Annotated in this window: 22 protein-coding genes; 20 read left to right on the top strand and 2 right to left on the bottom strand. The window is 39.4% G+C overall.

All coding sequences use genetic code 11. The features are described from left to right. The first annotated feature begins 4 nt into the window (after nucleotides 1-4). From R8923_RS11615 to R8923_RS11585, 7 genes are all read left to right on the top strand, one after another. The gene (locus R8923_RS11615) at nucleotides 5-709 is read left to right on the top strand and encodes an SIS domain-containing protein (RefSeq protein ID WP_485872917.1); all 705 of its coding nucleotides are present in this window, start codon (nucleotides 5-7) and stop codon (nucleotides 707-709) included. 9 nt (nucleotides 710-718) lie between these two features. Further along, nucleotides 719-1,345 carry a copper homeostasis protein CutC gene (locus R8923_RS11610; protein ID WP_485872916.1) on the top strand — a complete coding sequence of 209 codons (627 nt, stop codon included), beginning with the start codon at nucleotides 719-721 and terminating at the stop codon, nucleotides 1,343-1,345. Between the two features lie 336 nt (nucleotides 1,346-1,681). Next, a complete protein-coding gene (gene fdhF, locus R8923_RS11605; protein ID WP_485872915.1) occupies nucleotides 1,682-4,666 on the top strand; it encodes a formate dehydrogenase subunit alpha in 2,985 nt (994 codons plus the stop codon). After that, nucleotides 4,659-5,135, top strand: coding sequence for a helical membrane plugin domain-containing protein (locus R8923_RS11600; RefSeq protein ID WP_485872914.1), 477 nt, complete (start codon nucleotides 4,659-4,661; stop codon nucleotides 5,133-5,135). The genes fdhF and R8923_RS11600 overlap by 8 nt, the downstream gene beginning before the upstream one ends. Before the next feature lie 49 nt (nucleotides 5,136-5,184). Continuing rightward, nucleotides 5,185-5,970 carry a formate dehydrogenase accessory sulfurtransferase FdhD gene (gene fdhD, locus R8923_RS11595; protein ID WP_485872937.1) on the top strand — a complete coding sequence of 262 codons (786 nt, stop codon included), beginning with the start codon at nucleotides 5,185-5,187 and terminating at the stop codon, nucleotides 5,968-5,970. Nucleotides 5,971-6,076: 106 nt separating this feature from the next. After that, nucleotides 6,077-6,871 (top strand): Cof-type HAD-IIB family hydrolase, encoded by a 795-nt coding sequence (locus tag R8923_RS11590; RefSeq protein WP_485872936.1) that lies wholly within the window; start codon nucleotides 6,077-6,079, stop codon nucleotides 6,869-6,871. Nucleotides 6,872-6,936: 65 nt separating this feature from the next. Then, nucleotides 6,937-7,200: a hypothetical protein gene (locus R8923_RS11585; protein WP_485872913.1), complete on the top strand. Its 264-nt coding sequence runs from the start codon at nucleotides 6,937-6,939 to the stop codon at nucleotides 7,198-7,200. Between the two features lie 118 nt (nucleotides 7,201-7,318). Here R8923_RS11585 and R8923_RS11580 read toward each other — a convergent pair whose 3' ends face one another. Beyond that, nucleotides 7,319-8,128, bottom strand: a complete 810-nt coding sequence (locus tag R8923_RS11580) for a DUF368 domain-containing protein (RefSeq protein ID WP_485872912.1) — start codon at nucleotides 8,126-8,128, stop codon at nucleotides 7,319-7,321. Nucleotides 8,129-8,320: 192 nt separating this feature from the next. Between R8923_RS11580 and R8923_RS11575 the strand changes: the two genes are divergently transcribed. The 9 genes from R8923_RS11575 to R8923_RS11535 all read left to right on the top strand — a co-directional run bounded on the left by R8923_RS11575 (nucleotide 8,321) and on the right by R8923_RS11535 (nucleotide 16,048). Next, nucleotides 8,321-9,334, top strand: a complete 1,014-nt coding sequence (locus R8923_RS11575) for a zinc-binding alcohol dehydrogenase family protein (protein WP_485872911.1) — start codon at nucleotides 8,321-8,323, stop codon at nucleotides 9,332-9,334. Next, nucleotides 9,324-9,842, top strand: coding sequence for a dihydrofolate reductase family protein (locus R8923_RS11570; protein ID WP_485872910.1), 519 nt, complete (start codon nucleotides 9,324-9,326; stop codon nucleotides 9,840-9,842). Before R8923_RS11575 ends, R8923_RS11570 begins: the two co-directional genes overlap by 11 nt. Before the next feature lie 2 nt (nucleotides 9,843-9,844). Next, nucleotides 9,845-10,477, top strand: a complete 633-nt coding sequence (locus R8923_RS11565; RefSeq protein ID WP_485872909.1) for a nicotinamidase — start codon at nucleotides 9,845-9,847, stop codon at nucleotides 10,475-10,477. Between the two features lie 23 nt (nucleotides 10,478-10,500). Beyond that, nucleotides 10,501-11,115: a DUF1648 domain-containing protein gene (locus tag R8923_RS11560; RefSeq protein WP_485872908.1), complete on the top strand. Its 615-nt coding sequence runs from the start codon at nucleotides 10,501-10,503 to the stop codon at nucleotides 11,113-11,115. A 148-nt stretch (nucleotides 11,116-11,263) separates the two neighbouring features. Next, complete coding sequence (locus R8923_RS11555; RefSeq protein WP_485872907.1) at nucleotides 11,264-12,913, top strand: peptide ABC transporter substrate-binding protein; 1,650 nt, start codon at nucleotides 11,264-11,266, stop codon at nucleotides 12,911-12,913. Nucleotides 12,914-13,061: 148 nt separating this feature from the next. Beyond that, nucleotides 13,062-13,385, top strand: a complete 324-nt coding sequence (locus R8923_RS11550) for a YxeA family protein (protein WP_485872906.1) — start codon at nucleotides 13,062-13,064, stop codon at nucleotides 13,383-13,385. Between the two features lie 21 nt (nucleotides 13,386-13,406). Continuing rightward, nucleotides 13,407-13,589, top strand: a complete 183-nt coding sequence (locus tag R8923_RS11545; protein ID WP_485872905.1) for a hypothetical protein — start codon at nucleotides 13,407-13,409, stop codon at nucleotides 13,587-13,589. A 294-nt stretch (nucleotides 13,590-13,883) separates the two neighbouring features. Further along, a complete protein-coding gene (lipL, locus tag R8923_RS11540) occupies nucleotides 13,884-14,717 on the top strand; it encodes a lipoyl-[GcvH]:protein N-lipoyltransferase (protein WP_485872935.1) in 834 nt (277 codons plus the stop codon). 14 nt (nucleotides 14,718-14,731) lie between these two features. Continuing rightward, nucleotides 14,732-16,048: an HD domain-containing protein gene (locus R8923_RS11535; protein WP_485872904.1), complete on the top strand. Its 1,317-nt coding sequence runs from the start codon at nucleotides 14,732-14,734 to the stop codon at nucleotides 16,046-16,048. An 85-nt stretch (nucleotides 16,049-16,133) separates the two neighbouring features. Here R8923_RS11535 and R8923_RS11530 read toward each other — a convergent pair whose 3' ends face one another. Then, a complete protein-coding gene (locus R8923_RS11530; protein ID WP_485872903.1) occupies nucleotides 16,134-16,319 on the bottom strand; it encodes a 2-hydroxymuconate tautomerase in 186 nt (61 codons plus the stop codon). 73 nt (nucleotides 16,320-16,392) lie between these two features. On the opposite strand from R8923_RS11530, the gene R8923_RS11525 reads away from it, so the two are divergent. The 4 genes from R8923_RS11525 (at nucleotide 16,393) to R8923_RS11510 (ending at nucleotide 19,513) form a co-directional block, all read left to right on the top strand. Next, the gene (locus R8923_RS11525) at nucleotides 16,393-17,049 is read left to right on the top strand and encodes a site-2 protease family protein (RefSeq protein WP_485872902.1); all 657 of its coding nucleotides are present in this window, start codon (nucleotides 16,393-16,395) and stop codon (nucleotides 17,047-17,049) included. 75 nt (nucleotides 17,050-17,124) lie between these two features. Continuing rightward, entirely contained in the window at nucleotides 17,125-17,565 is a 441-nt protein-coding gene (locus R8923_RS11520) for a YwiB family protein (RefSeq protein WP_485872901.1), read from the top strand. After that, the gene (argS, locus tag R8923_RS11515) at nucleotides 17,562-19,232 is read left to right on the top strand and encodes an arginine--tRNA ligase (protein WP_485872900.1); all 1,671 of its coding nucleotides are present in this window, start codon (nucleotides 17,562-17,564) and stop codon (nucleotides 19,230-19,232) included. The genes R8923_RS11520 and argS overlap by 4 nt, the downstream gene beginning before the upstream one ends. Nucleotides 19,233-19,363: 131 nt before the next feature. After that, the gene (locus R8923_RS11510) at nucleotides 19,364-19,513 is read left to right on the top strand and encodes a hypothetical protein (RefSeq protein ID WP_162859622.1); all 150 of its coding nucleotides are present in this window, start codon (nucleotides 19,364-19,366) and stop codon (nucleotides 19,511-19,513) included. Nucleotides 19,514-19,525 lie beyond the last annotated feature (12 nt).

Genomic DNA, 19,525 nt, shown 5'->3' with positions numbered 1-19,525 from the left:
AAACATGGGATTAACTTTTTTTGATAAAGCACGAGATTTGGCAAATGTTTTGGAGGAAACACAAAAAGATAATATCCACGAAGCGGCAAACCTAGTGGCAGAAGGTATTATGAATGGCGGAATTTTGCAAGCCTTTGGAAGTGGTCACTCATACGCGGCAGCAATTGAAATTTGCGGGCGTGCAGGAGGCTTAATTCCTTCAAAAGTCATTTTTGATCCAGCTGGAGGCATGTATGAATCCATTGAAGGTGTTGGTAAGCTTTTAACACATCGTATGCAAGCTGAAAAAAATGATATTTTCTTCCTAATTTCAAATTCAGGGCGCAATCCAATGAGTATTGAGCTTGCGGAATGGGTGAAAAGTAGCGGCAACAAGCTAGTAGTAGTCACCGCGCTAGATGCTTCAAAGGCATCAACATCAAGGCATTCTTCTGGGAAACTGCTATATGAATTTGGAGACGTCGTATTAGACAACAAGTCCGAATTCGGTGATGCCGCGCTTGAACTCCCCGGCCTAGAAGGGAAAGTTTGTGGCACATCATCCTTCTCAGCAGTGCTGCTACTACAACAAGTCATTTATGAAGCAGTACAAATGATGCTTGAAAAAGGCTACACACCACCAGTTTATCGAAGTGCGAATATTGACGGCGGTTACGAATATAATTTCGCTTTGGAAGACTTATACGCTGACCGGATATTCCATTATTAGGTGATAGAGATGATTGTAAAGGAGCTTTGCATTGAAAATCATGAGTCATTAGAAAAGGCTATTCATCGTGGTGCTAAGCGAGTTGAGTTATGTGATAATCTAGCAAAAGGTGGCACTTCGGTCAGTTTAGGCGTGGCAGAATTTGTTCAAAAAAGAGCGCATGCGGCGGGCGTTTCAGTAGTGGCAATGATTAGACCACGTGGCGGCGACTTTTGTTATTCAAACGATGAACTTAAAATGATGCGCCGCGATTTAGAATCTTATCAATCCGTTGGTATTACAGCCTTCGCGTTTGGCTGCCTAACCAAAACAGGAGAACTGAATAAAACTCAAATTAAGACGCTTATGCATGAAATAGATGCAGAATTCACATTTCACATGGCTTTTGATGAGATTAAAACGGACAAAAAAGCTGCGATTGACTGGCTCGCAGAAAATGGCTTTACCCGCATTTTGACTCACGGTGGTGCTGGACATTTGCCACCTGAAGATGTAATCCCTGTTTGGCGTGAATACATTGAATACGCAAACAATCGAATTACAATTCTGCCAGGTGGTGGAATTACAAACGAAAACTGGCAAGAAGTGGCAGAGAACACAGGCGCTACGGAACTTCATGGGACAAAAATAGTTTAGAGAAATGGGGAAGATGATAAAAAAATAATAAACTAAAAACAGACCAGAAAACCAAGTAACGAAGCCGTTTTGAACAGAGGGACGTACTTGGTTTTTTTATTTGTGTATCGTAATCATTGCTTTCTTTGTGAAAAATTGAGGGAAGAAATTTTACAAAAAATACTGAATGATTGTAGGTGTTTTAAGAAAGTGATTCAATCCCCAAAAACGCATAACCGCCATACTTGATAAACGTTCTCAATTATAGTTTTGGCTGTAATTTTCACATAATAACTGTTATAATGTAACAGATGTAACCGTTTTCTATGCAGAGTGAATGATGGAGGAGGAACAGTCATGGGGACAAAAATTACCGTCAAAATAAATGGGGCGGAACATGAAGTTGACTCAGGAAAGAGAATTTTAGATTATTTTAATGAAAAAGAAATCAAGCACCCACATATATGTTATAGCGAGCAAATGGGGCCAATCCAGTCTTGTGATACATGTATGTGTGAAGTTGACGGAGAACTTGTTCGGGCGTGTAGCACCGAATTTAAACCGGGAATGGAAATTCAGACTGACTCAGAGAAAGCGACGGATGCTCAACTAGAAGCGATGGATCGGATTTTGGAAAATCATCTGCTTTATTGTACAGTTTGTGACAATAACAATGGTAATTGCCGCGTACATAATACAACTGAAATGTTAGGGATTGAAGGACAAACACGACCTTACCGGGAAAAAGGGTATGTGAATGATTTTTCCCACCCGTTTTATCGTTACGACCCCGATCAATGTATTTTATGCGGTAGATGTGTGGAAGCTTGTCAGAGCGTTCAGGTGAATGAAACGCTATCGATTGACTGGGAAAGGGAGCAGCCAAGGGTTATTTGGGATGATGACCGGCCAGCTAATCTTTCGTCTTGTGTGTCTTGTGGACTCTGTTCCACCGTGTGTCCGTGTAATGCGATGATGGAAAAATCAATGCTTGGACAGGCTGGCTTTATGACTGGTTTAGACGAAGATGTCCTTGAACCGATGATTGACATGGTGAAAAAAGTGGAACCGAACTATCAAACTGTTTTTGCTGTTTCTGAAATGGAAGCGGCGATGCGTGATACGCGAACGAAGAAGACGAAAACCGTTTGCACATTTTGCGGTGTTGGTTGTACTTTTGAGGTGTGGACGAAAGACCGTAAAATTTTGAAAGTGGAACCGACAGGCGAAGGTCCAGTTAATAAATTCGCGACGTGCGTGAAAGGGAAATTTGGTTGGGATTTTGTAAATAGCGACAAACGACTTACCTCGCCGCTTGTTAGGCAAGGAGACGAATTCGTTCCAGTAAGCTGGGAGGAGGCACTTAAAACAGTGGCGACACGCCTGCGCGAAACACAGGCGAAATTTGGTAATGACGCTCTCGGGTTTATTAGTTCATCGAAAACAACGAACGAAGAAAATTATTTGATGCAAAAAATCGCTCGCCAAGTTTTTGAGACAAATAACGTCGATAACTGCTCACGGTATTGTCAGGCGCCTGCATCTGATGGTTTAACACGCACTGTCGGCATTGGTGCCGATTCTGGTACGGTTGACGACATTGAATCAGCTGGATTAATCATGTTAGTTGGCTGTTCCCCAGCCGACGGGCACCCAGTCATTGCAAGCCGCATTAAACGGGCGCAAAAATATAACGGAGCTAAAATGCTCGTCTCGGATTTGCGACGCCACGAAATGGCGGAGCGGGCTGACAAATTTATCCATCCAAAACAAGGAACAGATTTTGTTTGGCTGACAGCCGTTGCAAAATATATCATCGACCAAAATTGGCATGATGCCGAATTTATGAATAATCGCATTTCAAATGTAGAAGCCTATCTTGAATTCCTTGAACCATTTACACTGGAATATGCAGAAAAAGAAACAGGTCTTCCAGTAGCAACGCTCAAGGAAATTGCTGAAATGGTTCACGAGGCAGATGGGACTTCGGTTTGTTGGGGAATGGGTGTGACGCAAAATATCGCGGGTTCACACACATCTTCTGCCATCGCAAACTTGCTCCTTGTGACTGGAAACTTTGGTAGACCTGGTGCGGGAGCGTATCCGCTACGTGGGCATAATAACGTACAAGGTGCTTGTGATATGGGCTCTTTGCCAAATGTCTTGCCAGGTGTTCAGCCCCTAGCCGATGAGGAGGTACGTGCACGTTTTGAAGCGGCGTATGGTGTCTCCATTTCCGATAAACCGGGACTAAAAAATAATGAAATGCTTGATGCAATTGAAGCCGGGACGCTACATGCCATGTATCTTGTTGGGGAAGAAATGGCGTGGGTGGATTCAAACGTAAATCACGTACAAGAAACACTTGCAAAATTAGACTTCTTTGTTGTACAAGATGTCTTTCTATCCAAAACGGCGCAATTTGCGGACGTCATTTTACCAGCGGCGCCTTCGCTCGAAAAAGAAGGAACGTTTACGAATACAGAACGGCGCGTTCAGCGCTTATATGAGGTCATGAAGCCGCTTGGAGACTCAAAACCAGACTGGTGGATTACGCAGGAAGTGGCGCGTGCATGCGGCGTTGATTGGGGCTTCTCACATCCAAGTGATATTATGGACGAAATTGCAAGCCTCGCACCATTTTTCCGCGGGGTCCGTTATGACCGTTTAGAGGGCTTTAGTAGTCTTGTTTGGCCGGTTGATGAAGCAGGTCAAGATATGCCGCTTTTATACAAAGAACGTTTTAACTTCCCAGATGGAAAAGCACAGTTTTCTACGTTACCATATATTCCGCCGATTGAATTCCCGGAAGAATACGATTTACAGCTAAACAACGGCCGTTTACTTGAGCAATTCCACGAGGGAAATTTGACGGATAAATCAAAAGGGCTTGATTACAAGCTTCCAGAGGTATTCGTTGAGGTTTCGCCTGAGCTTGCGAAAGAGCGTGAAATTGAGAGTGGTTCGCTGGTACGCCTAAGTTCTCCGTATGGTCGGATTAAGCTTCGTGCTGTTGTGACTGACCGAATGAAGGGGAAGGAAGTATATGTGCCAATGCACTCGGTAAGTAGTGAAACGGCGGTTAACTTATTGACATCTAGCGCTGGCGATGTGCGCACGAAAACGCCTGCTTATAAGCAAACAAAAGTGGCGATGAAGGTTCTGGAAAAAGAAGGTAAAAACCCACTTCCAGATCATAATCCGCGAAACCGAAAACGCTATCCACAAAATGGTGTTGAAGTTGAGCAGAAATGGAAGCGCGCGGACTATGAACCAATTTCTAAAGTAAATTGTGCATGCGGCGGAAGCTGTGGTTGCAAAGGAGAGAAACAAAATGGCTGAACCAATATCAAAAATTCGTGATACAACCCCGTCAAAAGAAGAGCAGGAAAAAATTCGCTTAGCTGAGTTAAAACAAGGCATTGCTGCTGATGAATCTGGTTTTCTTGAAATGCTCGAGCTAGTCAAATTGTTGCGCGACTCAGGAGCGCTTGATGCTATTAATAGTGCGATGAAGGCGAAAGAAGATATTACGAAAACCGTTTTAAACGAGTGGCGCAAAGAACCAGTTACGAATGCGATAAACAATTTGATGTTGTCGAGCCAACTTTTAACAGAAACAAAGCCAGAAACAACGGAAAAGGTGCTTGAAAATGTAAAGGAAGCAGCAAAAGCGGCTGATGAGGCTGCGAAAAATGAGGAGATTTTAGGCCTGTTTGGCTTGATGAAGGCGTTAAAAGATCCTGATGTAAATCGCACGCTACGTTACGGGGTCACGTTTTTAAAGGAAATGGGTAAAAATTTGAAATAAATGTGAGCCTCCAAATTGCTGGAGGCTTTCTTTGGAAGGGGCTAGTACGATGGATGTGAGCGTGAAAAAAAGCATTATTCGCTATAGAAATGGGGAAAAGCATGAGCAAATAGCAGAAGTTGCTGTAGAATATCCGCTAACAATCTACGTGAACAAACAAGAATTTGTGACCATCGTCTGCACACCAGAATATTTAGAGGATTTGATAGTAGGTTTTTTAATTTCAGAAGGTGTTATTCGTAGCGTTTTGGATATTGATAAAATTGAAATTATTGAATCAACGGGACATGCGCATGTGACGGCAAACTTCGTCAACCAGTTTAATGCGAAATATCGTTCGAAGCGCTATATTACATCATGTTGCGGGAAATCAAGAGAAAATTTTTATTTTCAATCAGATGCGTCCCTACTTGAAAGCTATAACGAAACGGGGGTTTCAATTGGGGTGGCACAAATTTTTGAAAGAATGAGCGAATTTGAAGCGGCATCGGATACGTTTCGTCAAACAGGTGGTGTTCATAATGCAGGACTCGTTTCACCTGATGGGCTGATTTGCAGTCGGATGGATATTGGCCGGCATAATGCGCTGGATAAGATTTACGGGCACTGCCTAAAAAATGGTATTACCGTTTCGGATAAAATTGTCATTTTCAGTGGGCGAATCTCATCGGAAATATTAGTGAAAACGGCGAAACTTGGTTGCGGCATCATTTTATCGCGTTCAGCGCCAACTGAACTTGCTATTAATATGGCGGCTGAACTTGGTATTACAACAGTTGGATTTATTCGTCATGGCACTATGAATGTATATACCAAGCCAGAACGTATCCTTTAAACAAAAGACTTCTCGTCTTGCGTCTTTGAACGCTTATCCGTTATAATGACGAATATATGAAGGGAAAGGTGCGATAGACTTGACGATAGATACGATTGTAACAGATATGGACGGAACACTGCTTGTAAGCGCGGGAGACGCGATTCACCCCCAAAATAAAACACGTTTACTCGAGTGGCAAAAAGACGGAAAAAAATTATTCTTAGCAACGGGTCGTTTAGATTTAGCGATTCTACCATTTATTCACGAGCTAAAAATTACAAAACCAGTGATTTCATGTAACGGGGGATTAGTTCGCGATTTTCAAACTGGTGAAATTTTGTTTAAAAGTGATTTAGCGCTTGAAACAATTGAAAGTGTACTAGAAACGCTTCGCCCGCTAGATGTAAATTACCATATTTATACGACGAAACGAATTCTAGGCCCATCCAATTCTGGTAAAATTGCGTTTTTTAACGAACAAAATAAAGCGTTGCCTAAAAATGAACAAGTGCCTATTACGATTACGAAAACGCCGCTTGATGAACTTACAGAAGGCGAATATCCGCTGAAAATTTTGGTCATTGAAGATGACGCCGAAAAACGTGAGACAATTAAAGAGGCGCTTAGCGCGTTTGATTTATCAGTACTCGCGTCAGCCAAAAATTTAATTGACATTATGAATTCAGGCATTGATAAAGCGCATGGCTTGAACTATTTAGCACAACATGGCTATATCGATTTATCCAAAACCGTTGCGTTTGGCGATAATGAAAATGATGTGGGAATGCTCATGTTATCCAAAATGGGTGTAGCGATGCAAAACGGCATACCACTTGCCTTGGAACGTGCCGATTTTATCACAAAAACAAATGACGAAGGTGGTCTAGCTCTCTTTTTGGAAGAACATATTTTAAGCTAAAATTCGCAGCTAACGTCGTTTCGTGATATGATGAAATTATCGATAAAGATAGGGAGCTGATTAATTTGGAAGAAAAGTTTGATATAGGACATTTCTTGAAAAAAGCCTTTGTTATTGCAATCGGTATGAGTTTAATTTTTATTGGTTTTATTGCAATTTTAACCCTTGTAGGTGTTTTAATTGCGATTCCGCTTTTAAGTAAAGGGAGCAAACTTCTTTTTGAAAAAAGTGACGAAGAAAAAGTAGAACGCAAATTAAAATGGAAAACTCCGTTTTGTGAGGCGAAAATCAAATTTAATGAAAGCGACTTATTAGATGAAAAAAGTTAGATTCTAGACAATTGGAATCATGATTAAAAAGAACCAAAAATCGAGCATAAGCCATGTAAAGAATGGTTCGATTTTTGGTTCTTTTTTTATTTAGTGCCAATTCTTTTGATAAAACATTTTACTTCCTAAAACTGAATTTATAAACAGCGAAAGTGGTGAGAATTAATATGATAAAGCTCACAATAAACTCGGAAACTGAAAAACTCTCTTTTGGGAAAAGGACGAAAAATGATCCGCACAATAGTCCAAGTATGCCTGAGTGCGCGGCTGTACGGAATCTTCGGATAAGAAAACGAATAAGTTTGCTAGTGACAAGAATGCCGATAAGTACACCACACGCAATGACAAGGATAATTTTGAAATCAAGATTTATAAGTGCATCTAGCGCAGTTTCGTACACGCCAAGAATCATTAAAATGAGTGCACCGCTTATACCAGGTGAAACAAGAGCGATGCTGGCAAGAAAACCGGCCATAAATAAATATACATAATCAAAAGCGGTCGCTTGTGTAATGTGAAAGTGCGTTTCTTCAAGCGAAAAATTTAGAATTAAAATAAAAACAAAAAAGAGTGCCATAATGAAAAAATGTTTAATGTGATAGCTGTCACCGATTTTTTTTCCGCTCTGCCAAATTAATGGCAACATGCCAAGAATACAACCCATAAATAAGGCATGGACTTGGACGTTATAATTTTCTAATAAATAGTGCACGATTAAAACAGAAACTCCCATTCCAAATGCCATTCCAATTAGGACAGGGAGTAAATAAAGTAAACTTGCCTTCCATTTTTTCGTCGTTAAGTGATGAAGCGCATCGATGATATCTTCGTAAATACCAAGAAGCATGGCAACTGTACTACTACTAATTCCAGGAACAGTTTCAACCGTGCCCATCGCCATGCCTTTAAAAAATTGAATGATTCGCATAAAACACTCCTAATAAATTTATTAACAATATCAAACTTCGAATGTAAATTTTATCACATTATTAACTTGTTGTAAAAGTGGCTAAAGTAATAATTTTCGCCTAGTAACCTTTCTGAAATTTAAAAATTTGAATAATTTACGCTTTACTTTTATTATATCGGGGAATAAGTAATTCATAAGAGGTGGATAAAAATGAAAGCAGTGGGTCTATATCGTTATTTGCCAATTTCAGATGAAGAAAGTCTAATCAATGTTGAATTGCCTTTGCCGGTCCCTTTAAAGCATGATTTACGAGTTAAGATTGCAGCAGTTTCGGTTAATCCAGTAGATACGAAACTCCGCACTCCAAAAAATCAAATGGAAAAAGAACCAAAAATTTTAGGTTTTGATGCAGTTGGTACTGTGGAAGCAATTGGTGAAGATGTGTCGCTCTTTCAAGTAGGAGAGAAGGTTTATTTTGCTGGAGATGTGACAAGACAGGGAAGTAACAGCGAGTATGCACTAATCGACGAGCGCTTAACGGGACATGCACCTAAAAACCTTTCAAATAGCCAGATTGCAGCCATGCCACTTACGACTATTACCGCATTTGAAGCATTGTTTGACCGCTTGCAAGTTGAAGCAGGAAAATCCATTTTAGTCATAAATGGTGCAGGTGGTGTAGGTTCTGTTGCGACACAACTAGCAAAAATAGCTGGGCTAACTGTCATTTCAACCGCAAGTCGCGAAGAAACGAAAGCTTGGACGAAAGCTCACGGCGCCGACTTTGTTATTAATCACAGGGGAAATATGCTGGAAGAACTCCAAAAGATTGGTTTTCAAATGGTTGATTACATTTTATGTTTACATGACACTTATCAACATTTTAGTTTTATGGAGCAGGCCATTGCGCCACAAGGGAAAATTTGTTCCGTTGTAGAACTCACGCATCCAGTTCAAATGAGTGTGTTAAAAGATAAAAGTGCTACTTTCAGTTACGAATTTATGTTTACAAGGTCTAAATATCAAACGAAAGACCAGATTAGACAACATGAAATTTTAGAACAGGCAACGGTTTATTTAGAAACTGGTCAATTGAAATCCACTTTAAATAAAGTACTTGCGCCAATAAATGCAAAAACGCTCCGCAAAGCACACCAAATCATTGAAGAAGGACAGATGGTTGGAAAATTAGTTGTGGAAGGATTTGATTACGATGACAGATAAACGTGTATCTCTTTATATTGCGACTAGTCTAGATGGTTATATAGCTGATAAACTAGGGAGTGTAGAATGGCTTGAAAGCATCGATAGTGATGGTGACGCAGGTTACCAAGCTTTCTTTGATAACGTTGATACCGTCGTTATGGGTCGTACCACGTACAAACAAATTTTTTCATTAACAGACTCATTCCCTTACAGTAAGAAAGATGTGTATGTTTTTTCGAATAAAAAAGCGGGTACTGCAGACGAATACGCCGATTTTGTTTCCGGTAATATCAATTCATGGCTAAACGAAATTGACGGGGAGCACGTCTGGCTTGTAGGAGGAGCCGAACTCGTGAAGCAGTTTTTAAAAGAAAAGGCTATTGATAAATTTGTGATAACCATTGCGCCCATCATACTTGGTGAAGGCATTCCGCTTTTTGAAGCAGACGACCGCCATAACCTCGTCTTAGAGGACGTCAATCGTTTTGGTCAATTTGCGCAACTAGTTTATAGAAACGAGGAATAAAAATGAAAATTGCAACATTTGATGTAGACGCACAAAATGGGTTCAGTCCCGTCTGTCCCAATGAATTACCCGTTCCAAAAGCAGAAGAAATTGTTCCTGAATTACAGTATGTATCCCAATTTGGTACAGTGCGAATTGGTAGTAAAGATGCACATCCGGCAAATGCCGTCTGGGTTGTGGATAAGGCGTCTGAAATGCTTCAGCCTCTCAAATACCCAAATGCTGACTTAACATGGGTGAGGCACTGTGAACCAGGTACAAAAGGGTTTGAACTCTTAGCCGGTCTACCAAATCCAACCGAATATGATTTTTTCGTTTGGAAAGGCATGGAGCCAGATCTCCATCCTTACGGCGCCTGCTATCATGATATACGTGAAGAACTTTCGACAGGTGTGATAGAATTTTTACAGCAAAATCAGGTTGACACCGTCATAGTCGGCGGACTCGCATTTGATTTTTGTGTTAAAACAACCGCTCTACAACTTGTTAAAGCTGGATTTTTCGTGGTCATCTATTTACCCGCAACGCGTGCGCTCACAAAAGAAGGCTACGCGCAAACAAAAGCACAATTAGAATCCACGCCAAATGTAAAAATACTCGCAAATCGCGAAGAATTGAGTGACTACCTAACCTAATTTTAAAAAAGAAGGTGAGAGAAATGAAAAAAGTCGGAACTTTTCCAAGTATGATAATTTTTATCACGGTGGTCGCTTCCATCGCATGTTATCCGCTACTCCCAACAGAAATAGCCGTACATTTCGGAAGCGATTTCTCTCCAGATATGTTCATGCAAAAATGGCTAGGACTCATCCTAATGCCGTTTTTGATGATTATGTTTACAGGTACCGAATATTACGGGAAAGAAAAAGTGAAGGAAGAAAGCAAATTAGAATTTGAATATTGTTTTAGGTTACTACTTGTCCTTCTAGCTATCATTCAGCTTAGCATTATTGCGTATGGTTTAGGCTATCAAATTCCTACCGGCCGCTTTGCACTTATTGCCGCAGGCTCATTCATGCTTCTTGTGGCCGCGTATTTATCCTACTCCAAAAAAGTATTTTTATTTTTAAGAATGTTAGGTTTTAAAAAAGTGGATGCCTACTCTAAAAACTTGTGGAAAAAGATTACAATTGTGACACTTACCGTTTCTGGAATGTCCTGTTTAATTTTAGCAATTTTTATGACAAATGATCCAAGTTTCCTCATGATAAGTATGTTCGCGGGTATGTGTGTGATTGTAGTTGGTTCGGGAGTCTATCTTAATAAGAAATAAAAGTAATACAGTTTTCATTTACAAGTAATACAGTTCCATATATAATAAAAGACGGAAGTTCTGCCGATAATGACAGCGCACCGTCTTTTTTTAATGTATAGAAAAGCGCTTCCAAAAGGAGAGGTACAATAAAAAGGAGGAACAAAATTTGCGAAAAAAAGTCGTTATAAGTTTGTTGGTACTTAGTTTAGCGCTACTTGTTGGTTGCGGGGCGGAGAAAAAAGATGCGCAGCAATCTGTTAACAAAAAAGTAAGCAAAACCGTTAATATCATGGAAACAAGTGCAATTCCAAATGCGAGCCCGATTTTAGCAGACAATAGTGTAAGTTTTCGGGCAATCAATCAAGTTTTCGAAGGACTTTATCGTTTAAATAAAGAGGGGGAGCCAGAACTTGCGCTGGCTGAAAGCGAACCAGATGTTACGAATGACGGGAAAACCCTTACTTTTAAAATAAAAAAAGAGGCCAATTGGTCAGATGGTTCAAAAGTTACAGCAGCCGATTTTGAATACGCTTGGAAAACTGTTGTGAATCCCAAAACTGCTGCGGCATATGGACCACAGATGGAAGAAATCATTAAAAATGCAACGCCGATTTTAAAGGGCGAAATGGATCCAGAAAAGTTGGGAGTTAAAGCGCTTGATGATAAGACGCTCCAAGTTGAATTAGAAAATCCTGTACCTATCTTTAAAGAGCTTTTAACGACGGGAACATTCTTTCCGCAAAAAAAGGCATGGCTTGAAAAACAAGGCAGCCGTTATGGTACATCGAGCGACACATTACTTTCAAATGGACCATACACACTTGAAAATTGGGATGGAACAAAGCTTAGTTGGGACTATGTGAAAAATCCAAAATATTGGGATGCTAAAAATGTGCGTACTGATAAAATTCATGTGACAGTTGTAAAAGATACTAACGCAGCTTTAAACTTATATAATACTGGAAAATTAGATCGTATTGAGCTTGACGGGGATTTTGTTAAGCAGTTTGAAAGTGATAAAAATTTCCATACGTCACTCACAGGGCGCTCCGTGTATATGAAAATGAATCAAGGTAAGGATGGTGTGAAAACCGATTTAGCGAATGTTAATATTCGCCGTGGTCTTTCTTCTGCTATTGATAAAGCTGGTATGGTGGATACGCTTCTCGCTAATGGTTCGAAACCACTTGACGGGATTGTTCCAGGTGAAATTATGTTTAGTCCAAAAGGCGGCGAAGATTTCCGTAAACTTAACGGAAGTTTAATAGCCTATAATCAACGTGATGCGAAATTGTATTTTGCTAAAGGATTAAAAGAAATAGGTAAAAATAATCTTACGTTAACGTTAACGGCTGGTGATACATCTCTACAAAAAAAACAATCTGAGTTCATTCAAAATCAGTTGGAAAGTAATTTGCCGGGTTTGACAGTCAAGCTGAAAAACGTGCCAACACAGGTAAGCTTTAAAGCCGATGTAACGCAAGATTTCGAGTTGTTGTTAGGTGGCTGGGGCGGTGATTATCAAGATCCGCTCACTTACCTGAATTTATTTTTAACTGACAGCCCTGGAAATCATACAGGCTTTAGCAATGCCGAATATGACAAGCTTGTTCTAGGCGCAAAAGGGAAGCTTTCCAATGATTTAAACACGCGTTTTGATGCCTTGCTACAAGCCGAGCAAATTTTATTAAAAGAAAATGCCACTTTAATCCCGTTATATCAAGGTGGTCGTGCTTATTTGCAAAATCCTACTCTAAAAGACTACATTACCTACCCGATTGGTGCGGAAAATTATAAATGGATAGTGAAAGAATAAGTAATCCCCCGCATTTTGTGCGGGGGATTTTTAGGCTGAAATCGAAATCAGTCTGGCGATGTACAAATTTTCAGCCTGCAGCCTTTCGTAAAGAAATGGATTTTTAATTATAATCAATTTATCAAGTTAAACAAAGGGGTTACGAAATATGAAAAAGGGTTGGTTTGGCGTTTTAGCTGCAGTTTTTGTCATCACCATGGTATTGGTCGAACTTGCTTCGCCTTTTGCACAGGCAGCTGATGTATATACAGTATCCATTGCAAATCCAGGTAAAAAAGTAACAAAAGCCAATTTTAAAGGCTATGCTTTTGATGAAGAGTGTAAAACAGTAACAGGGAAAACAATAAAGCTTCGGTTTTATTCAAATAAACCTTTAAAAGAAGACAAGGCATATCGTCTTGTAATTCAAGACAACAACATGGTTATTCAAACAAAAGAATTAAATGATACAGCCGTTGTATCGGCTAAATAAAACTAGAAAAGAGGAATAGAAATGAATCAATTTTGGAAGTATTTCTTTACAATCATTTTAGCGATTATTGCTTTAAACATCGTATTTAAAATTATTGGAGTAACATTGCACTTCTTGCTCCCGATACTTATTTTAGCAGGAATTGTGTTCTTAATTAATAAGATATGGAATAGTAAACCAAAACGTAATCACTATGATTACTAAAATTTCTAAAAAGCTCCCTAAGCTTTTCATATACTGAACGAGATTACTGTCTCGTTCTTTTTTTGTTTTGAAAGATAGAACGCGGGAACTAAAATAAAAATTGGTTTTTGGAGTGATTCTCTTGAAAAAACATCCTACAATGAAATTATTGGTCGGACTAATGGTCGGGATTCTTACTTTTCTATTAAAATCAAAGAAAGTGAAGTAAAAGAGCTATTTTAAGCCATTTGACCCAAACATCTAAGCGATTATGTTATAATGACAAAAAAAGAATGTGGAGGTTTTCAGTGGGTGATGATTTTAGAAAATACTTTACTTAAGCAAGAGAAATGGCGTTTTTTAGATCAAACGGCATTAAATCCAGCTTTTGATGCACTTCAATCCTATGCAACGGATGATACGCTTTGCCGCTTTATTGGTGCCGAACTAAGTCCGCCGACCATTCGTGGCTGGGTGCACGAGAAAACCGTATCTATTGGAATTCAAGATACAAAGCTTCCAAACTTGCAGGAAGGGATTCGTTTTTTGGAAAAAGAAGGCTACCGCGTTGTGCTTCGGAATTCAGGTGGACTTGCCGTCGTCTTGGACCGAGATATTTTGAATCTTTCTCTTATTTTGCCAGATGTTCAAAAAGGAATTGCAATTAATCGTGGCTATGACACAATGTTTACTTTAATCCAAGATATGTTTAGTGATTTTAGCCAAGTCATTAAAGCCTATGAAATTAAAAATTCATATTGCCCGGGAAGTTATGATTTAAGTATAGATGGAAAGAAATTTGCTGGTATTTCGCAGCGTCGCATGGCTAAAGGGGTGGCGGTACAAATTTACCTCGGCATAGACGGGGATCAAGATGCGCGCGCCGAATTAATTCGTTCTTTTTACCAAAAGAGTGGAAAAGATTTACAAGAGAAGTATCATTTTCCAGATGTAGATAAACGTGTCATGAGTACACTTTCAAAGCTATTAAATGCAAATATCAGCTTGAATGATGTGGTACTTCGTTTACTGAATAGCATGAGGTTTTATGCGGATGATTTATTTTCAAGTACGCTTTCTGCCGAAGAACTAGACATGCTTCCAACGTACTACGAACGCATTTTAGAGAGAAATAGAAAGGTTATGTAAAGAGGGTGACGTATATGAGTTATGTGAATCAGAAACTAAGTGAAGGCAAGGTTTTTAAAGATCCAGTTCATGGTTTTATACATGTATCTGACCAAATGATTTGGGATTTAATTGCAACAAAAGAATTTCAGCGTTTGCGGCGAATTCGGCAGCTTGGCACTACCTCATTAACGTTTCACGGAGCTGAGCATAGTCGCTTTAATCACTCTCTAGGTGTATATGAGATTGTGCGCCAGATTATTGATGTTACTTTTGCAGGTGAATACCAGTTATCAGATGAGGAGCGAATGACGGTTTTATGTGCAGCATTACTTCATGATTTGGGACATGGCCCATTTTCGCATGCTTTTGAGAAGGTTTTTCATACTGACCATGAAGTATACACACAAAAGATTATTACGGGGAAAACCGAGGTGAGAGAAGTTTTGCTTCGGGCTGGAGATGACTTCCCGAGCCTGGTAGCCTCTATTATCAACAAGACCCATGAGAATCAAACGCTTGTAAAGTTGATTTCAAGTCAGCTTGATGCTGATAGAATGGATTATTTACTTCGGGATGCTTATTATACAGGTGTTAGTTACGGGAAGTTTGACATGGAACGTATACTTCGCGTTTTACGTCCAAGTCCGGATGGGAATGGCGTCATCATTAAATATTCTGGGATGCATGCTGTGGAGGATTATTTAATGAGCCGCTATCAAATGTATCAACAAGTTTATTTCCACCCTGTAAGTAGAAGTGGTGAGGTCTTGCTGTGGAAGATTTTAAATCGCGCCAAGTCACTATATTTAGCAGGCTATGAATTTAAAATGCCACCTGTACAAATTATTCCTTTTTTAAACGAAAAAGTGTGTTTAGAGGAATATATTGCGCTTGACGATTCGATTTTAACGTTTTATTTTTCCGTTTGGCAGCATGAAGATGATGAGATTTTGAGTGACTTATGCAACCGGTTTTTAAACCGCCGTTTACTCCGATATGTGGACTATAACCCATCTTTAGACGCCGATTTTTATAATCGCTTAAAAGGGTGTCTGGAAAAAGCGGAAGTAGATCCATCTTATTATTTAGTTGTCGATTCTTCATCTGATTTGCCATATGACCTTTACAAACCGGGTGCTAGTTCAGGAAAGTCACCTATTCAATTGTTGCTTCCTAATGGTGATTTAAAGGAGTTATCTACAGAGTCACCAATTGTTGAGTCTATTGGCGGGAAAATTCGTACGGATATCAAACTATACTTCCCGCTTGATTTTATTGAAAATGGTCGGATTCCGGCAGAAATTGCAGAGGAAATGGTGACACTTATTCACGAAAAGCAGAACAGATGAAAAAATTCGGCGTGCAGAAAAAACGAGTTACGCAAAAATCAGTCTGAAAACTTCTGTTTTAAGGTTTTCAGACTGATTAAGGAGATTATGAATCTGATTTGCGCACGCCAGCAACAGCGTAATCTGTTTTTTTCATTTCTTCTAGAATGACGTGAATATTTTCTTTAGGTGCGTTTAGATTTTTAGAAACAGCATCTGTCACGTCTTTTACTAAATCGCGTTTTTGGTCATCGTTTCGGCCTTCTAAAAATTTGATCGTTATGATGGGCATGTTTATCACCTCGATAGTATCTTTATTTTCATTTATTATATATCAAAAAAATAACTTGTGAAAGGAATTTTAAATGAGTAATTTTTTAGCCTATCCGTTAGAAATGTTGCCGTATGTTGTGGTTACTATTTTAATTGCTTTTACTGTCCATGAATGGGCTCACGCCATTACTGCACTTGCTTTTGGGGACGATACGGCAAAAAAGGAAGGGAGACTTTCTGTTAATCCACTCGTTCATGTGGATTTAATTGGCCTTTTGATGGTGGTCATCGTTGGATTTGGTTGGGCAAAGCCGACACCAGTGAACCGGTTTAAACTAAAGAAACGTCGATTAGGGAGCATTGTTGTCTCTCTTGCGGGACCAATTAGCAATTTATTACTTGCTTTTTTCGCTGTGGGGATTTTCTCTTATTTGACGAGTGGATTAGGAATTGGCGAAATTAATTCCATCTGGTCCATTTTTTTGACGATTTTTATCCAGCTAAATCTTGTATTGTTTGTATTCAACTTAATTCCATTTCCCCCACTAGATGGTTATCAGGTGTTGGTTGAGTTTTTACCCAATCGTTTGCGTGCGAAAATCCAACCACTCGAACAATATGCCTTTTTAATTTTTCTAATCATTGCGCTAACACCGCTTTATTCTCTTACAATTGGTCCGATTTTTAATGTTTTTATCCCTGAAATTTTAAAACTGATGATGAATTTTTGGACGGGCATTTTATTTTAAGTTGGGTTGATTTTCCCATTTTTTTTAACTATAATATAGTACGTCTACACGTCTGTTTGGAAAGGTGTCATAAAAATGACGAAAACACGCACGCCCGTAAAAATTCATATTACAAATATTGTCAGACAGATGGATGCTGAAGAGAAAACGGAAATATCTGTATCTGGTGTTTTTTATCAAGATGAAAATAATCACTACCTTCATTATGAAGAAAAACAAGTTGCTGGTGTGATACGTTCAGTTCTTAAAATCTCTAAGGAAGAACTTTTGTTACTTCGTAGTGGCATTGTAAGTATGCGCATGCACTTTTTTAAAGACCAAAAGCGAAGTGTTGCATCAGTCGATTCGGGGGCAGGAAAACTAGTTTTTGAGTCGGAATTGATTGGCTACACGGAAGCGATTGAAAAAAATCCGCTGAGCGGAGAAATTGCATTTCAGTACGATTTACTTAGTGGTGGAGCATTTATTGGCTCATACGAGGTAAACATGCGAATAGAGGAGGAAGCGAACGAATGAACATCATTCAAAAAAATGAAAATAGCTTAATCGAGGGAATAAAGCAGGCGGTAATAGCTGCCCTCGAAATTGATGAAGATAGCATTCCAAGTATTTTACTTGAAGTACCGAAAGAAAAATCGCATGGGGATTATTCAACAAATATCGCGATGCAATTAGCGCGCGTTGCTAAGGCGGCCCCGCGTCAAATTGCCGAAAAAATTGTGGCTGAACTTGGTACAAATAATACGCTGATTAAAGAGGTTGAAATTGCTGGGCCGGGATTCATTAATTTCTTTATGGATAATTCTTACCTCACTAATTTAGTGCCGGTCATCTTGAATGAAGATGAAAAGTATGGTCAATCAGACTTTGGGAAGGGAGAGAAGATTCAAATTGAATTTGTGTCTGCTAATCCAACCGGAGACCTCCATCTTGGTCATGCTCGCGGAGCGGCGATTGGCGATTCTTTGGCCAATATTTTAGACATGGCGGGGTTTAGAGTTTCGCGTGAATATTATATTAATGATGCGGGGAATCAAATTAATAATCTTGTGCTGTCCGCTGAGGCACGTTATTTTGAGGCGCTAGGATTAGAAAAAGATTTTCCAGAAGACGGTTACCACGGGAAAGATATTATTGCGCTTGGGAAAGAACTTGCGGATAAATACGGTGATAAATATGTGGAAACAAGTGAGGAAGAGCGCCGTGTAGTGTTCAAGAAAGACGCACTTGCATTTGAAACAGCAAAATTAAAAGCGGATTTAGACGAGTTTAGAGTTCATTTTGATAACTGGTTTTCTGAAACTTCTCTTTATGAAAACAATAAAATCCTTCCTGCTCTTGAAAAATTAAAGGCTAATGGATATGTCTTTGAAGAAGAAGGAGCAACGTGGCTACGGACCACGGATTTTGGTGATGATAAAGACCGGGTACTCATTAAGTCGGATGGCAGTTATACGTATTTCTTTCCAGATATCGCTTACCATTTAGATAAATTGAGCCGCGGGTTTGATGTGCTGATTGATGTTTGGGGGGCGGACCACCATGGGTATATTCCACGTATGCGAGCTGCAATTGAAGCGCTAGGTTACAAACCAACACAACTTGAAGTAGAAATCATCCAACTCGTTCACCTTTATGAAAATGGTGAGCAAGTCAAAATGAGCAAACGTACTGGGAAATCCGTGACAATGCGCGATTTGATTGAAGAAGTTGGTTTAGATGCAACGCGCTACTTCTTTGCGATGAGAAGCTCAGATACGCATATGAATTTTGATATGGGTCTAGCAAAATCAACATCCAATGAAAACCCAGTTTACTATGTGCAATATGCGCATGCTAGAATTGCTAGCATCTTGCGCTCTGGTGAAGAACAAGGTCTTCGTGCGGTAGAGTCAGCCGATATAAGCTTATTAAAAACTGAAACGGAATTTGATTTGCTGAAAGTGCTTGGTGATTTTCCAGACGTCGTTTCTGAAGCAGCAGCAAAACGTGCGCCACACCGAATTGTACGCTATTTAAATGACTTAGCCAGTGCATTCCATCGTTTCTATAATGTAAATAAAGTTCTTGACAAAGAAGCTGCTGAGCTAACTAAGGCAAGACTAGCCTTAATTCAAGCTGTTAAAATTGCGCTGCGTAATGGCCTTAAACTGCTTGGTGTCTCAGCTCCTGAAAAGATGTAACTGAAAGGAAGTTCGGCATTTAGGTGTTTTATCTTCTGCCGAGCTTTTTCTTCCAGTCTAGTCATTGACGAGAATAACAAAATGTTTTAAAGTTAAATCACGGAGGCATTTTGATGACGGGAGATTCTAAAATGAAGCGAATAGTAACTTTGGCGCTGCTTTTTGTATTTCTGTGCATCGCAATTTATATTTTGTATAATTTTCAACTTGGTTCGATTCCGATTTTATTAATGGCCATTTTATTTTTCTACATAGGGTATCAAATCGTAAAAAAAAGTTGACAGATGTAAAAT

It is taken from the genome of Listeria tempestatis (genome assembly GCF_963575625.1).
GTDB lineage: Bacteria > Bacillota > Bacilli > Lactobacillales > Listeriaceae > Listeria > Listeria tempestatis.
This window is presented reverse-complemented; position numbering and strand designations above follow the sequence as displayed.

Bases quoted from the DNA above. Each gene is read 5' to 3' on its own strand.
- R8923_RS11615 (WP_485872917.1), top strand. From the start codon at position 5: ATGGGATTAACTTTTTTTGATAAAGCACGAGATTTGGCAAATGTTTTG.
- R8923_RS11610 (WP_485872916.1), top strand. From the start codon at position 719: ATGATTGTAAAGGAGCTTTGCATTGAAAATCATGAGTCATTAGAAAAG.
- fdhF (WP_485872915.1), top strand. From the start codon at position 1,682: ATGGGGACAAAAATTACCGTCAAAATAAATGGGGCGGAACATGAAGTT.
- R8923_RS11600 (WP_485872914.1), top strand. From the start codon at position 4,659: ATGGCTGAACCAATATCAAAAATTCGTGATACAACCCCGTCAAAAGAA.
- fdhD (WP_485872937.1), top strand. From the start codon at position 5,185: ATGGATGTGAGCGTGAAAAAAAGCATTATTCGCTATAGAAATGGGGAA.
- R8923_RS11590 (WP_485872936.1), top strand. From the start codon at position 6,077: ATGGACGGAACACTGCTTGTAAGCGCGGGAGACGCGATTCACCCCCAA.
- R8923_RS11580 (WP_485872912.1), bottom strand. From the start codon at position 8,128: ATGCGAATCATTCAATTTTTTAAAGGCATGGCGATGGGCACGGTTGAA.
- R8923_RS11575 (WP_485872911.1), top strand. From the start codon at position 8,321: ATGAAAGCAGTGGGTCTATATCGTTATTTGCCAATTTCAGATGAAGAA.
- R8923_RS11570 (WP_485872910.1), top strand. From the start codon at position 9,324: ATGACAGATAAACGTGTATCTCTTTATATTGCGACTAGTCTAGATGGT.
- R8923_RS11565 (WP_485872909.1), top strand. From the start codon at position 9,845: ATGAAAATTGCAACATTTGATGTAGACGCACAAAATGGGTTCAGTCCC.
- R8923_RS11560 (WP_485872908.1), top strand. From the start codon at position 10,501: ATGAAAAAAGTCGGAACTTTTCCAAGTATGATAATTTTTATCACGGTG.
- R8923_RS11550 (WP_485872906.1), top strand. From the start codon at position 13,062: ATGAAAAAGGGTTGGTTTGGCGTTTTAGCTGCAGTTTTTGTCATCACC.
- R8923_RS11545 (WP_485872905.1), top strand. From the start codon at position 13,407: ATGAATCAATTTTGGAAGTATTTCTTTACAATCATTTTAGCGATTATT.
- lipL (WP_485872935.1), top strand. From the start codon at position 13,884: ATGATTTTAGAAAATACTTTACTTAAGCAAGAGAAATGGCGTTTTTTA.
- R8923_RS11535 (WP_485872904.1), top strand. From the start codon at position 14,732: ATGAGTTATGTGAATCAGAAACTAAGTGAAGGCAAGGTTTTTAAAGAT.
- R8923_RS11530 (WP_485872903.1), bottom strand. From the start codon at position 16,319: ATGCCCATCATAACGATCAAATTTTTAGAAGGCCGAAACGATGACCAA.
- R8923_RS11525 (WP_485872902.1), top strand. From the start codon at position 16,393: ATGAGTAATTTTTTAGCCTATCCGTTAGAAATGTTGCCGTATGTTGTG.
- R8923_RS11520 (WP_485872901.1), top strand. From the start codon at position 17,125: ATGACGAAAACACGCACGCCCGTAAAAATTCATATTACAAATATTGTC.
- argS (WP_485872900.1), top strand. From the start codon at position 17,562: ATGAACATCATTCAAAAAAATGAAAATAGCTTAATCGAGGGAATAAAG.
- R8923_RS11510 (WP_162859622.1), top strand. From the start codon at position 19,364: ATGAAGCGAATAGTAACTTTGGCGCTGCTTTTTGTATTTCTGTGCATC.